The following is a 14,069-nucleotide window of genomic DNA, read 5'->3' as shown; positions in this document are numbered from 1 at the left end:
ATCGAATCAAGAAACAAGCCGAAACCCTAGATCCTTTTTAGAGAGCGTTTGAACTCCAGCGAAAGCGGCCACATCCAATTTTCCAAACTCAATAAATTTACAGTAAGGCCATCCAGCACAACAAGAATTTTACCAATAGACAGCAAGGGCAACGGGTATGCGTAAATTATTTTCAGCGCCGACGCGTGAACAGTCGCGGCTGGAAGAAATCGCCAACAGTATAAGTCATGGGCTAGGTCTGGTCGGGGCCCTGTTGGGAACGCCGTTGCTGATCCTGCAGGCGGCACGGCATGGAAACTCGAAGCTTATCATCGGGGCGAGCCTCTTCTCGGCTTCGATGGTGCTGCTGTATTTTCTTTCCACGCTTTACCATGCTTTACCTACAGGAAAAGCCAAGCATCTGTTTCGGGCCAGCGAACAAGCGGCGATTTTTATCTTCATCGCGAGTACCTACACGCCTTTCACATTAGGGGTGCTTCATGGGGCTTGGGGCTGGACCCTGCTCGGCCTGATTTGGGGACTTGCCACGATCGGAGCGGCGATGGTGATCTTTAATAAAATGCTCCATCTGATGATTCCTACGAGCCTTTATCTGCTGATGGGCTGGCTCATCGTGATTGCCTTCGATCCCTTATTTGCCGTAGTGCCTGAGTCCGGCGTGCGCCTCTTGATTGCCGGAGGTGTGGCTTATACGGTGGGCGTGGCTTTTCTGGTCACCGACTCTTACCTGAAGTACGGGCATTTGATCTGGCATTTGTGTGTCATTGCGGGGACTTCGTGCCACTATTTTGCGGTGCTTTGGTACGCGGTCTAGCCTTCCAGGCAACCTAATGCTAATTGGCCCACTCGCCGCCTGCCCAGACTCTGTCAAAGTCGTCATCTTCCGGGCGGTAAATACAGGTTCCGGAACCGTCGGAAACGAAGTAATCGCCGCGCTTATACAGATAACCGGGCAGTCTTATCTGGTCATGGATCCTGGCTAACCGATGAACGACCACGCCCAGTACATCGATGTCTTCGAAAGGCGACACAATGTCGGCTCTGATTCTCTGGTTGATATTCATAAATCTCTCTTACGTCCTTGGGCAGATAGATGTCAGGGCGGGGGCGACAAGCAATTGAGAGTGAATAATTCCTCTTTCAATTTCCTGCGTGGATTAGGGGACAGTAAGCGCTTAATTCCTAGGAATGTCAATTTTTTAATCGTTCTGGCAATGATGGGGTTAATTAAATGAAAACAATAACTTAATGTTAAATATGAAGTATCCGGAGATAGCCGGGCTCGTAAATGGATTTTTCAGAAACGGAAAAAGACAATATGGCCCCGTCCTCGATGCGGCGAATCGAACGTCTTCGCGGGGCGGGGGGAACCGCGTAAGGCGGAACCGGTTTACCGGGTTCCGCCATTCTGAACGGCTATGACGCCGACCGGTTTCTGTGGCTTTGAAGCGGTGCGCGCAAGCTGCGCTCTATATGTCGGCTTCGGATTGGCGGATCGCCTTCGGTATTCGCCCCATGCTTGCTTTCACGCCGAAATCAGGTTTTTGTCTCTCAAAAACCGGTCTATCAATCCGCTTAGCGAGGGCTTGCCCATTTCCGCGAATTCATAGCCGGCGCGGAACACCGGCTTATCGATCGCGATCAGCGCCGCCAGATCGCACGGGGTGGCGGTGATCACCGCGTCGGCCGGCGCGGCATTGATGGTCTCCCGCAGGGCTTTGAGCTGCCGCGGATGGTAGCCTACGGCCGGCAGCACCTTTCCTATGTGCGGATAACGGCGGTAGAGGCCGGCGATCTCTTCGGCCGCGAAAGCGCGCGGGTCGACGATCTCTCCGGCCCCGGCTTCCATGGCCGCGACGTATCCCGCGCCGTAGGCCATGCCGCCGTGCGTGAGGGTGGGACCGTCTTCGACCACGAGCACCCGTTTGCCGGCCACCTTTTCCGGTTGATCCAGCTGCACGACCGATGCGCCGCGCAGGATCGGCGCGCGAGGGTTCAATCGCCGCGCCGAATCGGCGACCCGCCGCACGTCCGCCTCCGCCGCCGAATTGGTCTTTCCGATCAGCACGATGTCGGCCATCCGCAATACCGCTTCTCCGGGATGATAGGCGGTTTCGTGTCCGGGCCGCAGGGGATCGGCCAGCACGATCAGCAGATCCGGACGCACGAACGGAAAATCGTTATTGCCGCCGTCCCACAGGATGATGTCGGCTTCCCGTTCGGCGCGCGGAACGATCTCGGCGTAATCGATCCCCGCGAACACCGTATTGCCCAGGGCCAGATGCGGCTCGTATTCCTCGCGTTCCTCGACCGTGCAATCGGCCGCATCGAGGTCGGCGCGGCTGGCGAACCGCTGCACCGCCTGTTTTTTCAGATCCCCGTAAGGCATCGGATGGCGGATCACTGCGGTTTTCAAGCCTTGCGCCTGCAGCCGTCCGGACAGCCAGCGCGTCGTTTGCGATTTGCCGCAGCCGGTGCGTACCGCGCAGCAGGCGATCACCGGCACCGAGGCTTCCAGCATCGTCCGGTTCGGTCCCAGCAGCAGAAAATCGGCGCCTTGCGCGAGCGCGATCGAGGCCGCATGCATCACGTCGGTATGGGGCACATCGCTGTATGAGAAGACAACCCGATCGATCCTATACGCTTTGCAGAGAGCTTCGAGCTCGGCTTCATCGACGATCGGAATGCCTTCGGGATACAGGGGGCCGGCCAGCGCGGCCGGATAGCGGCGGCCGGCAATATCCGGAATTTGCGCGGCGGTGAACGCGACGACTTCGCTGGTCGGATCGTCGCGGTAAACGCGGTTGAAGTTGTGGAAATCGCGTCCGGCCGCGCCCATGATCAGCAGTCGCGTACGTCTTCCTGGAGTGCCCATAAGAACTCTCGTCAGCTTGTCGGTGAGCCTACATTATAAATCCGGATGACCCCTAATGGGGATTCTTGACGGCGATTCGAAAAATTTCCCAAGAAAAATTCCGCCCAGCTTATTGAACAAATGAGCAAGGAGATGAATCGGTCCGGATTCGCGTTAAACTTGCATCCGGATTGGCTTTGCCGTTTTATTTTACCGTTCAGGCCGTCGGCCGGCTTAAGGAATACCGTCATGAAAGAGACCGTCAAGTGCTTCGATCCCGAGTTGGAGTTTTATACGAAGGAAAGATGCTTTATCGCCGAATTGTCGAATACGCCGGATGATCCGGCCGTATCGATCGCGCGGGCGCGCGTGGCGCCCGGCGTGACGACGCGCCGGCATCGGGTCAGGGAGACGGCGGAACGCTATGTGATTCTTGAAGGCAGGGGACGGGTGGAAATCGGCAGTCTGCCGCCGCAGGAGGTCGGCCCCGGCGATGTGGTATTGATTCCGCCGTCCTGCCCTCAGCGGATTGCCAACACCGGGGCAGGCGATCTGATCTTTCTCGCCGTATGCAGTCCCCGTTTCACGAATGAAGCCTACGAAGACATCGACGACGAGCCTGATTCAGGCGGGACGGCTGCCTTATCGCCGGACGTTTTGTCCGCGTGAGCCCGCGCTTTTCCGCAGGCTCCGCGGCGCCTGCATGCGGCTAATCGTCGCGCAATAAGGCGTTCCGTGCGTCTTCCTGATGCAGAACCGGTCCCACAATCCACATCTGGTACATCGATACGCACCACATATAGGCGAACGACATCGCCATGCCCGTGCCGGCCAGTACGATGAAGATCGCGAAGTGCGGCGAAAGTTTGGTCAGCCACCAGGATGCGATGTCGACCAATAGAAACACATACGGCATGCTGATCGCGGCGTATTTGTATTGTTTCGGCACGCCGGTGCTGAAGCTGAAGATCAGGCCGACGAACATGAAGATGAAGCTGATCCCGAAGATGTGGATGTGCGAAACCCGGACCAGCGCTTCGAAGGTCGCGCCGGTGTTGGTGCTGGCGTATTTTGCCAGGTTTGCGTAATTGCTGAAGTCGGGCAGGGATCCGGCGTTCGCGTTATGGCACATTACGCAGTGATCGTCGATGATCGGCTTGATGTAGATGGTATATTCCTTCTCGTCCGCTCCGTCCCGAACCCATTGGATGATCCGGAAACGGTCTTCGTCGGGCGCTTTGTCGTGCATCGATCCGTTCAGCTTGCCTTCCAGAGAAGAACTGGTGCGGTCGCCGTAATAGCTGTACACGATGTCGTCGAACGAGAGGCCGAACTTGCCGTCGGCCATCCCGTGCGTAAACAGGATCTGGGTCAGCGCGATCAGATAGCCGACCCCGACGGTCGTCAGGTAGCCGCTGAACAACAGCTTTATCGAAGTCGAAAAACTGACCAGGTTGAGTCCCTTGAGTGGATGGTCATGGGGTTGGGGTGTTGCATTGGTTTCCATAGATCAGATCCCTACGGTAGTTGAAAAGCCGGTCAAGATTTCGCCGGTCAAAAAGACAAGCGGAACGCGTATTCTGGTAGGAAATTTCCGAGATGGAAAGGGAGGGCGATTATCATAATTCTTATGCCTCTTCCTGCCTGTTCGACAGCCGTAGCGTAGGCGGCGTGCGGAGGAAAGCCGGAATTTTCCAAGGACGTCCACGCAAAGCCACCGTCTTGGTACGGGCGAAACAAATTAGCGGTTCGCGATTCGAACGACGGATTTTAGTCCTTCGGAAAGCCGTTTTTTATCCCGGCTATGGGGCCGGAATCCGGGAAGTAAACCGCGAACAAGGCTGAATTACTGGCTTTTATCATACACAATGAATTCTCGCGAGCAAACAAAAACCTGCAAGCGCGGCGCACCGGGGAAGTCCGGGGAGGCCGTACGGGCCGCTGTAAAGCGAGCCGGATGCGATGCGTCGAGCTTATCGATAAGGCATCGGCCGACTCAGGCTTTAAATCGGCCGCCTCCATGAGGCCGGGTCATTTTTTTACCGGCAGCGTTTCCCAACCGCCGCCCAGGGCCTTATAAATCGCGACCAGGGCGGTTGCCACGGCGGTTTCGCTTTGGGCCAGCTGGCTTTGGTCCTGCAGTAGCCGCGACTCGCTGTCCAGCACGGTCAGAAAATCGGCGATGCCTTCTTCGAAGCGCAAGTGGGCCAGTTGGTGCGCTTTTTCGCTGGCTTCCGCCGCCGCCAGCAGGTGTGTTCGCCGGCTGCGCTCCCGGTCATAGGTGACCAGCGTGTTTTCGGTTTCCTCCAGCGCATTCAGCACGGTTTGCCGGTATTGGGCCAGATTGGCGTCGGCGTTCGCATCGGCAGCCTTGATCCGGGCATAGACGCGGCCCAGGTCCAGCGCGGGCCAACTGATGCGCGGCCCCGCGGAGTAAGTTTCGGAGCCGACCGCGCCCAGCCCCGACAAGGTGCTCGCTTCCAGCGACAGGGTGCCGACGAAAGTCACGCGCGGAAACAGGTCGGCGGTCGCGACGCCGATTCGGGCGGTCGATGCCGCCAGCGTCCGTTCCGCGATCCGGATGTCGGGCCGGCGGCGCAGCAGATCGGACGGGCTGCCGATCGCGATGTTCCCGGGCAGTTTCGGGATCGGCGCAGGCGGCGCCAGTTTCGCGTCGAGTGCGCCGGGCGCCTGGCCGGTCAGCACGCCGAGCCGATGGATGGCCTGTTTGACCGCGGCTTCCAGCGGCGGAACGGTGGCGAGGGTCGAATCGAGCTGGGCCGAGGCGCGGGAGGTATCTAGCTCGGTGCCGCGGCCGATTTCGAGGCGGGCTTGGGTGATCTCCAGCGTCTCGGCCTGGTTCGCGGCGTTTTTTCGGGCGACGGCGAGCTGATTCTGCAGCCCGCGCAATTCGGAATAGTTCCGGGCGACTTCGGCGATCACGCTGACTTGCAGATCACGCAGACTGGCTTCCTGCGCCTCGACCTCGCCGCGGCTGGCTTCGATGTCGCGGCGCACGCGGCCGAAGAAATCGACCTCCCAGAACGCGTCGAAGCCGGCGCTGTAGAGCTTCAGGCCGCGCGGAACGAAATTCCGGTTGTTCAACGAGCCGACGCTGCGCTTCTGGTCGGTGTAGTTCGCATGCGAAGTGACGATCGGCGCCAGATTCAGTCCGGACTCCAGGTACAGCGCCCGGGCTTCCCGAAGATTGGCGAGCGCGCCTTGCAGATCGTAATTATGCTGCAGGGCCCGGTCGACCAGGGCGTTCAGTTCGGCGTCCCCGAACAGTTTCCACCAATCTTTTTGCGTTTCTTGATCCGAATAACTCTCAAGCTCGGCATTCGAAAAAGCGGCCGGCGCCGGTGCGGCCGGTGTTTCGTAGTCGGGTCCGACGGCGCAGCCGGCCAGTAAGGCGGCGCCCGATAACGCGAACGGGAAAAATCTTCTCCCGAAAAACACTCTCATGTACGGGGTAACGGTCGACGCACTCATGATTTCGATCCGGAGGAAAGTTGATCGGCCGCCTGGCCGGTTTTAGATTTTGACGCGGCCATACGTTGCGCCAGGCCCTGCGCCGTGACATAAAAGACCGGCGTCAGCAGCAGGCCGAACAAGGTGACGCCGGTCATCCCGCTGAACACCGCCGTGCCCAGCAGCCGGCGCGATTCGGCCCCGGCGCCTTCGGCGACCACCAGCGGAAATACGCCCATGATGAACGCGAACGAAGTCATCAGGATCGGACGCAGCCGGATTCGGGAGGCTTCGACGGCGGCTGTGAAGTGATCGAGGCCCTCTTCGTGCCGGCGCTTGGCGAACTCGACGATCAGGATCGCGTTTTTGCTGGCCAGGCCGACCAGTACGATGAAGCCGACCTGGGTGAAGATGTTGTTGTCCATCCCGCTCATCCAGACGCCCGCCATCGAGGACAGGATGCACATCGGCACGATCAGGATCACCGCGAACGGCAGCGACCAGCTTTCGTACTGGGCGGCGAGCGCCAGGAACACGAAGACCACGCTGAGCGGAAACACCAGCAGCGCGACGTTGCCGGCCAGTATCTGCTGCAGGCTGAGCTCGGTCCATTCGTAGCCGAATCCCCGCGGCAGTTCCGCGTTCAGAACCTTGTCCATCAGCTCGATCGCCTGGCCCGAGCTGACGCCGGGCAGGGTGCTGCCGTTGATCTCGGCGGCGGGATACATGTTGTAGCGGGTGATCTTGTCCGGCCCTTTGATGTCCTCGACCTCGACCAGAGAGCGCAGCGGCACCATGCCGCCTTTCACGTTCCGGGTCTTCAGTTCGGCGATATCCTCGGGGCGCAGGCGAAATTCGGAATCGGCCTGGGCGATTACCTGATAGGTCCGTCCGAAGGCGTTGAAATCGTTCACGTACGCAGAGCCCAGATAAATCTGCAAGGTATCGAAGACCTCCTGCAGCGGCACGTTCATCGCCTTGACGCGGGTACGGTCCACATCCACGAACAACTGCGGCACGTCGGCGCGAAAGGTCGTGAACAGACCGGTCAAGCCGGGCTGCCGGTTACCTTGGGCGATCATTTCCGCATTCACCCGCTGCAGTTCGGCGATTCCCGCATTGGTGCGGTCCTGGATTTGCAGCTTGAAGCCGCCGATCGTACTGATGCCGCGGACCGGGGGCGGCGGAAACACCGCAATATGCGCATCCTGCACGGCCGCAAGGCTTTGGTTGAGTTTTTTGATCACCGAGTCGGCGTACAGATCGGGCCGTCCGGCGCGTTCTTCGAAAGGCTTCAGGCGCGCGAACAGGGTGGCGACGTTGGACTGGTTGGCGCCCGAGATCACCGACCAGCCCGCGTAAGCGATCACATGGTTCACGCCCGGCGTATCCAGTACGATTTTCGTCGTCTGCTGTACCACGGCCTGCGTACGGCTCAGCGAAGCCGCATCAGGCAACTGCGCATACAGTATCAGATAGCCCTGGTCCTGTTGCGGGATGAAGCTGGTCGGTACTTTTTCGAACGCCAGGATGTTCAGGCCGTTGAGTCCGACGTAAAGGACCAGCACGACCGCGGTCATCCGGATCAGCCGGCCGACCAGGCGCGAGTAGCCTTCGCTGAAGCGGTCGAAAAACCGGTTGAAAACATGGAAGAAACGGCCGAATAGGCGGTCGAACAGGCGCGTAAACCAGTCCTTGTCGCCGTGCGCGCGGTCCAGCAATAGCGCGCAGAGCGCCGGGCTCAGGGTCAGCGAGTTGAACGCGGAGATCAGGGTCGACACCGCGATGGTCAACGCGAACTGTTTGTAGAATGCACCCGACACGCCGGTGATGAACGCGGTCGGCACGAACACCGCGACCAGCACCAGCGCGGTCGCGATGATCGGGCCGACGACTTCGGACATCGCCTTGCGCGCCGCTTCCCGGGCTCTCAGACCCAGCGCGATGTGGCGCTCGACGTTTTCGACCACGACGATCGCGTCATCGACGACGATCCCGATCGCGAGCACCAGCCCGAACAGCGACAGCGTATTCAGCGACAGGCCGAGGGCGGCCATCACCGCGAACGTGCCGATCAGCGACACCGGCACCGCGAGCAGCGGAATGACGGTCGCGCGCCAGTTCTGCAAAAAGATCACGACCACCAGCACGACCAGCAGGATGGCTTCGAACAAGGTCTTCACCACCGCTTCGATCGACTTCTGGACGAACACGACCGTATCGTAGACCAGCACGTAGTCCATGCCTTTGGGGAAGTTTTTCTTCAACTTGGCCATCGCATCCATGACCGCTTCCTTGGTTTCGAGCGCGTTGGAGCCGGGCAGTTGGAAAATTGCGAGGCCGACCGAAGGTTCGCCGTCCAGGAACAGGCCGGAATTGTAGTCCTTCGCGCCCAACTCGATGCGGGCGACGTCTTTCAGCCGCGTGATTTGGCCTTCGGGACCCTGCTTGATCACGATGTCGGCGAATTGCTCGGGCTCGCTCAGCCGGCCGAGCGTGCTGATCGTATACTGGAAGTCGGTTTTTTCGGTGGCAGGCGGCTGGCCGACCACGCCGGCCGCCACCTGGATGTTCTGTTCGCGGATCGCGTTCACCACGTCGCTCGCGGTCAGATCGCGCGCGGCGATCTTTTCCGGATTCAGCCACAGGCGCATGCTGTAGTCGCGCGCGCCGAAGATCGCGAGATCGCCGACGCCCGGCAGCCGCGCCAGCGTGTCTTTCAACTGCAGCAGTGCGTAATTGCTCAGATAAACGCTGTCGTAGCGCTTGTCCGGCGAAATCAGATTGACCACCAGGCTCAGGTCCGGACTGCGTTTTTTCACGCTGATGCCCTGACGGCGCACTTCTTCGGGCAGCTTCGGCTCGGCCAGTGCGACCCGGTTCTGTACCAGCACCTGCGCCTTGTCCATATTGGTGCCCGGCTTGAAGGTGACCGTCAGCGCCATGTTGCCGCTGTTGGTCGATTGCGAGGACAAGTACAGCATATCCTCGACCCCGTTGACTTCCTGTTCGAGCGGGGTGGCGACCGTTTCGGCGACGACCTGCGCGTTCGCGCCGGGATAGACCGTGCTGATCTGGATGGTGGGAGGCGCGATTTCGGGATATTGCGCGATCGGCAGCTGGATCAGGGAGATGCCGCCGACCAGCACGATCAGAATTGATAAAACCGAGGCGAAGATCGGCCGGCCAATGAAAAAATCGGTGAATCGGCCCATGGTCTATTGTCCGGGTTGGGTTTCGGCGAGGTTAATGCGTTCGGGGTTGACCGTGATGCCGGGGCGGATTTTTTGCAATCCTTCGATCACGATCCACTCGTCCGGTTTCAGTCCTTTCCGGATCACATACGACTGCCCGATATGCGCGCCCAGCTCGACCGTGCGGTATTCCACCTCGTTATTGGGCTTGACGGCCCAGACGAAACGGTTGGCCTGGTCGGTACCGATCGCCTGATCCGGAATCAGCAGGGCGGGATAGGGTTCGCCGAGGCGCACCCGCAACCTTGCGAAAAAGCCGGGTCTCAGAAAGTCGTCATCGTTGGGAAAGACGCCGCGCAGCGTAATCGTGCCGGTGGCCGTATCTTCGCGGGGCGCGATGTAATCGAGCACGCCCCGGTGCGGAAAGTCGTTTTCATCGGCCAGCGCCAATTCCACCGGGGTGCCGTCGATGGCGGCCGCCGTACCTCCGTTTTTTTGCCGGCGGTATTTCAGTACCGCGCGTTCGTCCGCATCGACATAGACATAGACCGGGTTGGTCGATACGATCGTGGTCAGCAGCGTGTCATCCGTCTTGACCAGGTTGCCGACCGTGATCAGTTCTCTGCTGATGCGGCCGTCGATCGGTGCGCGGATCTGGGTGTATTCGAGATTCAGGCGCGCGGTTTCGACATTGGCGGCGGCGGAGGCGACCACTGCCGATGCCTCGCGCAAGCCTTTCTGGCGGGCGTCGTATTCTTCCTTGGAGATCGCCTTGACCTTGAACAGCCGTTCGGCCCGGTCCAGATCGTTTTGCGCCAGCTCCTTCCGGGACTTGACCCGCTCCAGTTCCGCTTTCGCATAGTCGAGCTGGGCCTTGAAGGGACGGGGATCGATCACGAACAGCAGGTCGCCTTTCCGGACTTTCTCGCCGTCCTTGAAGTTGACCTTGTCCAGATAGCCGCTGACCCGGGCGCGTACTTCGACCGCTTCCACCGCTTCGAGCCGGCCGGTGTATTCGTCCCATTCGGTCACGGCGCGGCTCACGGGTTGGGCGATTTTTACGTTGGGCGGAGGGCCTTGGGGCGGCTGGGCGCCGGGCGCCTCGGCATCTTTGCAGCCGCCGGCCGCAACGAGGGCGGCCATTGCGGCCAATCCGGCCAGATGCCCCAGACGGATGCGAAAGCGGTCCAAGAAAAGAGTGCCTTCGGGTAGGACAGTGGACAATTCCCAGGAAAGGCTGTTGCGCTGGATAACGATTGGCCTGCGAGTATTCTTTATCATCCTTTTTTGCCCGTGATGAAATGGATTTAAAAACGGTAATATATATTACCATTTATTTCGAATTACGATTATTTCTTTATAATCTCTCGTCAAAGATGATTTTATGGGCGACACTTCATGATCAAATGCGGACGTCCTGCCAAAGGCAGCGAACTTTTAAGCCGCGACCGGGTGCTGGATACGGCGTTGACGCTATTTCTGGAACACGGCTACGGAAATCTCAGCATGGAAGCGATCGCCAAAGACGCGCGGGTGTCTTTGCGGACGATCTACAGCCAGTTCGGCAGCAAAGCCGGCCTGTTCGGCGCGCTGATCAGGCGTTGCAGCGACCAGTTCGTCGGCACGCTGTCCCTGCAGGGACAGCCGGAAATCGCGCTTGCCGCTTTTGCCAAAGAATTTCTGTTCCGTATCACCCGGCCCGATGTCGTGCGCATGCGCTCGATCCTGATCGGCGAATCGCCGCGTTTTCCGGATCTTGCCACGCAGTTTTACGAGCAGGGGCCAAAGCGCACGCTCGAACATTTGGCGCAATATTTTGCCCGGCAGCGGGCCGCGGGACGGATTATTCCCGTCGATCCCCATGTTTTGGCGGACCAATTCCTGAGTTGCCTGCGTAGCGAACGTTTCCAGAAACTGCAGCTTGGACTGGAAAACACGCCGACGGAAGCGGAAATCGAAGCCTGGGCGCAACAGGCCGTCCGCTTATTTCTTTACGGCTGCGCGGCGGAGAAAAAATGAGAAGCAAGGCGGCCCAGGCCCTAGATAGTGTCGTCACAAGATAAGTCTTTGTCAGGTATAATACGGAGATTGTCGTTGCTGATGAGATTAAAGAGCCATGTCCCAACCTGCCCACCGCCGCCATGACATTTCCGATACGGTTTGGAGCTTACTGGAACCCCATCTGCCCGGCCGTGCCGGGGCCTGGGGCGGAAAAGCGCGAGACAACCGCTTGTTTATCAATGCGGTCTTCTGGATTTTGCGTACCGGTGCGCCATGGCGCGACCTGCCACCTGACTATGGCGATTGGAAGAACACCCATCGCCGGTTTTGCCGTTGGCGAGATCACGGCGTCTGGGAAGCCCTGTTGGAACAGTTGGTCACCGAACCCGACTATGAATGGTTGATGATTGATGCCAGCCACATCAAAGTCCATCCGCATGCGACCGGCGCGCAAGGCGGCAATCAGGGCATGGCGGTCACAAAAGGGGGCTCAACAGTAAGATACATCTGGCCGTGGATGCGCATGGTATGCCGGTCAGAATCCTTATTACAGCAGGTACCACAGCAGATTGTTCGCAGGCTTCAGCCTTGATCGAAGGCGTGGATGCTCAGTACTTATTGGCGGACAAAGGCTACGATAGCGATGCTATCGTAGCCCAAGCCGAAGCAAATCAGATGACGGTGGTCATTCCGCCACGCCGCAATCGAAAACAACCCCGCGACTACGATCGCGACCTGTACAAACTGCGGCATTTAGTAGAAAACGCGTTCTTGCACCTCAAGCGCTGGCGAGGTATTGCCACACGCTATGCCAAGAACACCGCATCGTTCCTGGCCGCTGTGCAGATCCGGTGCATCGCCCTGTGGACAGCTATCTTATGACGACACTATCTAGGCATCAAACCAAGGCAATCGCGCTATCGTTTGAAGGCCTGAAGCCTACAGCTATCTTTATCTCTTACTTTATCTCTTAAACTTAGGATTTGGTTCCAAATAACTTCCTGGTCCAAGACCCCATGCCGTTAAGTTAAGCCGTCATCTCGGCAGGGATTGCCGAGATCCAGAATATAGGGATGTATTTTAGAGCTGCCATCCTTGGCTTCTGGATTCGGCAACTGCTCCCTGCGTTGCCCTCGATCGCGTGTTCCTGACGCGATCTACCTCGCCCTTCCTTGGGCTCGTGCCTCCTGCATCCCTGCAGTCGTCCGGCAATCACTGCCGGAATGACGTTGTGGCCTTAACTTAACGGTATTGGTCCAAGACCTGCCAGGTTTTTAAAACCTGGCAGGTCTACCACCCATACCAGCAAGTTAATATCGACCCAATCCTTTACGGCATTGCCCAACCTCCGGAATCCCTGAACTACTTGTTTGCGCTCTAGCTTGTTTCATCTTCCGCAGTTAATATACGCAGAGGACCGATTCTAGTAAACTGTCTTTGCTTCAAAGTCTCAAGCTGCCGCGGCGCACGATGCCGTTGCGGGTTTTCTTACTTTCGCCATGAAGAACGCGCCATGACCATCGAGTTCAAAGGGTAAAAATATGGATCGCTTCGACCGGATCTTCAAATTGCACAATCTTTTCGCGAGCCGCCGCACGCCGATTTCGATGAAAGCGTTGAAGCAGGAACTGCAATGCTCCCGCGCCACGGTGGCAAGGGCGCTGGAAGAAATGGAAGACTATCTCGGCGCGCCGGTCGAATACGACAAAAAACGCAACGGTTATTTTTATAACCGCCGCGACGGCGAGCATCCCTACGAACTGCCCGGACTGTGGTTCAGCGCCGACGAACTGCACGGCCTGTTGATCTGCCAGCATCTTTTGACCCGGAAATATGGGGCGGATGTGGAGGTGAAGGAACCGGATTTTCTGGTTGAAGCGGTGATGAGACAGGTGGAGAAGATGCGGGAAATATATCCGAGAACTTAAAACTTTATTGGTATAATAGTTTTAAAATAAAATTGCACGATAGCCGTATAGCCGTATAGCCGTATAGCCGTATAGCCGTATAGCCGTATAGCCGTATAGCCGTATAGCCGTATAGCCGTATAGCCGTATAGCCGTATAGCCGTATAGCCGTATAGACTTATCTCGGCTTATGCAAATGAGACAAGCAAGTGATAAACAATCTAAGTGACATTTTTCGTGAGTTTCGTTTAGTTTCTGGCTGTTTGACGCTATGGAGGCAAATAATAGGAGGATACAACGCCTTGGAAACAGCTAAAAAAGCCCAAGAAGTGGGTTATCCCCTTTGCCTCTGCACGTATCCGCCAAAAATCATGTTACAAGGCAAAAATGAATCAGAGTTTCATTGTCCCCATTGTGCACGGATAAAAATCTGTAAATAGACACTTTTTATATGATTGGCAAAATTCCAATGGTTATTAAGCCCTATGCCCGTTGGCCTCATTGAAGAATTGGCATAATAGTTTTTATTACAATGCCTTAATGCAAATTTCCGTGGCATTTACCAATGCCACGGCCTCTTCATCAAATTTTTTGTTTAGATACAGCCAAACGCTCATGGATTGAGACACTAGGTGTGATAAA

The 14,069-nt window shown here is 57.8% G+C and carries 11 protein-coding genes; 5 read left to right on the top strand and 6 right to left on the bottom strand.

The window, feature by feature from the left end:
* Window positions 1-157: 157 nt before the first annotated feature.
* The gene (gene trhA, locus CC94_RS0100735) at window positions 158-814 is read left to right on the top strand and encodes a PAQR family membrane homeostasis protein TrhA (protein WP_005373108.1); all 657 of its coding nucleotides are present in this window, start codon (window positions 158-160) and stop codon (window positions 812-814) included.
* A 19-nt stretch (window positions 815-833) separates the two neighbouring features.
* On the opposite strand, the gene CC94_RS0100730 is transcribed toward trhA, so the two are convergent.
* Both CC94_RS0100730 and CC94_RS0100725 read right to left on the bottom strand, forming a co-directional pair.
* The gene (locus CC94_RS0100730; RefSeq protein WP_031429496.1) at window positions 834-1,064 is read right to left on the bottom strand and encodes a hypothetical protein; all 231 of its coding nucleotides are present in this window, start codon (window positions 1,062-1,064) and stop codon (window positions 834-836) included.
* A 461-nt stretch (window positions 1,065-1,525) separates the two neighbouring features.
* A complete protein-coding gene (locus CC94_RS0100725) occupies window positions 1,526-2,875 on the bottom strand; it encodes a cyclic 2,3-diphosphoglycerate synthase (RefSeq protein ID WP_031429494.1) in 1,350 nt (449 codons plus the stop codon).
* Between the two features lie 228 nt (window positions 2,876-3,103).
* Between CC94_RS0100725 and CC94_RS0100720 the strand changes: the two genes are divergently transcribed.
* On the top strand, window positions 3,104-3,523 hold the full coding sequence (locus CC94_RS0100720; RefSeq protein ID WP_036304184.1) for a cupin domain-containing protein: 420 nt from the start codon (window positions 3,104-3,106) through the stop codon (window positions 3,521-3,523).
* A 40-nt stretch (window positions 3,524-3,563) separates the two neighbouring features.
* Here CC94_RS0100720 and CC94_RS0100715 read toward each other — a convergent pair whose 3' ends face one another.
* The 4 genes from CC94_RS0100715 to CC94_RS0100695 all read right to left on the bottom strand — a co-directional run bounded on the left by CC94_RS0100715 (window position 3,564) and on the right by CC94_RS0100695 (window position 10,800).
* The gene (locus CC94_RS0100715; protein ID WP_051911342.1) at window positions 3,564-4,361 is read right to left on the bottom strand and encodes a hypothetical protein; all 798 of its coding nucleotides are present in this window, start codon (window positions 4,359-4,361) and stop codon (window positions 3,564-3,566) included.
* A 524-nt stretch (window positions 4,362-4,885) separates the two neighbouring features.
* Entirely contained in the window at window positions 4,886-6,346 is a 1,461-nt protein-coding gene (locus tag CC94_RS0100705) for an efflux transporter outer membrane subunit (RefSeq protein WP_005373099.1), read from the bottom strand.
* A complete protein-coding gene (locus tag CC94_RS0100700; RefSeq protein WP_005373097.1) occupies window positions 6,343-9,540 on the bottom strand; it encodes an efflux RND transporter permease subunit in 3,198 nt (1,065 codons plus the stop codon). Before CC94_RS0100700 ends, CC94_RS0100705 begins: the two co-directional genes overlap by 4 nt.
* Before the next feature lie 3 nt (window positions 9,541-9,543).
* Window positions 9,544-10,800, bottom strand: a complete 1,257-nt coding sequence (locus CC94_RS0100695; RefSeq protein ID WP_005373096.1) for an efflux RND transporter periplasmic adaptor subunit — start codon at window positions 10,798-10,800, stop codon at window positions 9,544-9,546.
* Window positions 10,801-10,917: 117 nt separating this feature from the next.
* Between CC94_RS0100695 and CC94_RS0100690 the strand changes: the two genes are divergently transcribed.
* The 3 genes from CC94_RS0100690 to CC94_RS0100675 all read left to right on the top strand — a co-directional run bounded on the left by CC94_RS0100690 (window position 10,918) and on the right by CC94_RS0100675 (window position 13,448).
* The gene (locus CC94_RS0100690; protein ID WP_005373095.1) at window positions 10,918-11,538 is read left to right on the top strand and encodes a TetR/AcrR family transcriptional regulator; all 621 of its coding nucleotides are present in this window, start codon (window positions 10,918-10,920) and stop codon (window positions 11,536-11,538) included.
* 97 nt (window positions 11,539-11,635) lie between these two features.
* Window positions 11,636-12,402, top strand: a protein-coding gene (locus tag CC94_RS25375; protein ID WP_157203341.1) for an IS5 family transposase whose coding sequence is annotated in 2 segments (ribosomal slippage) — window positions 11,636-12,011 and window positions 12,011-12,402 — 768 coding nt in all. Because the reading frame shifts where the segments join, the coding sequence is not laid out codon by codon here.
* A gap of 659 nt (window positions 12,403-13,061) precedes the next feature.
* Complete coding sequence (locus tag CC94_RS0100675) at window positions 13,062-13,448, top strand: HTH domain-containing protein (RefSeq protein ID WP_005373094.1); 387 nt, start codon at window positions 13,062-13,064, stop codon at window positions 13,446-13,448.
* The last annotated feature ends 621 nt before the right edge of the window (window positions 13,449-14,069 follow it).

Origin of the sequence: Methylomicrobium agile, from assembly GCF_000733855.1 — a bacterium.
Lineage (GTDB): Bacteria > Pseudomonadota > Gammaproteobacteria > Methylococcales > Methylomonadaceae > Methylomicrobium > Methylomicrobium agile.
The sequence above is the reverse complement of the archived record's forward strand: the minus strand, read 5'-3'. Positions and strand labels throughout refer to the sequence as shown.

Coding starts and splice junctions, on each gene's coding strand:
- CC94_RS0100730 (WP_031429496.1), bottom strand. CDS start 1,064: ATGAATATCAACCAGAGAATCAGAGCCGACATTGTGTCGCCTTTCGAA.
- CC94_RS0100705 (WP_005373099.1), bottom strand. CDS start 6,346: ATGAGTGCGTCGACCGTTACCCCGTACATGAGAGTGTTTTTCGGGAGA.
- CC94_RS0100725 (WP_031429494.1), bottom strand. CDS start 2,875: ATGGGCACTCCAGGAAGACGTACGCGACTGCTGATCATGGGCGCGGCC.
- CC94_RS0100700 (WP_005373097.1), bottom strand. CDS start 9,540: ATGGGCCGATTCACCGATTTTTTCATTGGCCGGCCGATCTTCGCCTCG.
- CC94_RS0100715 (WP_051911342.1), bottom strand. CDS start 4,361: ATGGAAACCAATGCAACACCCCAACCCCATGACCATCCACTCAAGGGA.
- CC94_RS0100690 (WP_005373095.1), top strand. CDS start 10,918: ATGATCAAATGCGGACGTCCTGCCAAAGGCAGCGAACTTTTAAGCCGC.
- CC94_RS0100675 (WP_005373094.1), top strand. CDS start 13,062: ATGGATCGCTTCGACCGGATCTTCAAATTGCACAATCTTTTCGCGAGC.
- trhA (WP_005373108.1), top strand. CDS start 158: ATGCGTAAATTATTTTCAGCGCCGACGCGTGAACAGTCGCGGCTGGAA.
- CC94_RS0100695 (WP_005373096.1), bottom strand. CDS start 10,800: ATGATAAAGAATACTCGCAGGCCAATCGTTATCCAGCGCAACAGCCTT.
- CC94_RS0100720 (WP_036304184.1), top strand. CDS start 3,104: ATGAAAGAGACCGTCAAGTGCTTCGATCCCGAGTTGGAGTTTTATACG.